The following is a 938-nucleotide window of genomic DNA, read 5'->3' on the forward strand; positions in this document are numbered from 1 at the left end:
CCCCAAAGCGTCGGCTTTGAGTGCACACTGGCACAGGAATATTAACCTGTTTCCCTGTTGTCTCATTCGAGTTGCGGTGAGACTTAGGACCGGCTAACCCTCAGCTGATCAGCATTGCTGAGGAACCCTTACTCGTTCGGCCGTCGGGGTTCTCACCCGACTAACGCTGCTACTATGACCAGGATTTTCGTTACCGCACGGTCCACACGACTTCTCAGCCATGCTTCCACCCGAACGGAACGCCGACCTACGGAATCACTCTGTGACGAGTGTCGCCAGGTCTCGGTGGTGGACTTGAGCCCCGATCATTTTCGGCGCCCCGAACCTCGGCCGGTAAGCTGTTACGCTTTTCTTAGAGGGTAGCTGCTTCTAAGCTCACCTCCCGGCTGTCTAGGGCTCGGGACCACCTTCGATCGCACTTAGTCCACACTTGGGGACCTTAACCCAGCTCTGGGTTGTCTCCCTCACGGTACACAGGCTTACCCCGTGCACCGGACTCCCTGCGTCAGCGGCGTCTGTAGGTTCGGAGTTGGACAGGGGGGCGCACTCCTCTCGGAGTGCGGTCCCCCAATCCGTCGCTCTACCCCACAGACTACCTCGGCAGAGGTGATGCTTCGACATCTTTCGGTCGGAACCAGCTGTTTCCGGATTCGATGGGCCTTTCACCCCTAGACGTAGGTCACGCGAGGGTATTGTAGGACACCAACGCTATCGGGCCTCCACGTGCCTTTCGGCACGCTTCACCCTGCCCACGTCTAGATCATCCGGTTTCGGGTCGTACCCGTTTGACTCCCCGCGCTTGAACACGGCGGCCCTTGCGCAAAGCGCTGCGGCCATGTCGGTTTCCCTCCGCCTTCCCCGATTATCGGGTTAGACTCGCCAAACAGGTACACTCCCTGGTCCGTTTTTCAAAACGTACGACTGGACACCGGCTTCCT

The 938-nt window shown here is 58.8% G+C and carries 1 rRNA gene; it reads right to left on the minus strand.

From position 1 onward, the window contains the following. A 23S ribosomal RNA gene (locus RBH26_RS21310) occupies positions 1-938 on the minus strand; the annotation flags it as partial.

Origin of the sequence: Natronolimnohabitans sp. A-GB9, assembly GCF_030848565.1 — an archaeon.
GTDB lineage: Archaea > Halobacteriota > Halobacteria > Halobacteriales > Natrialbaceae > Natronolimnohabitans.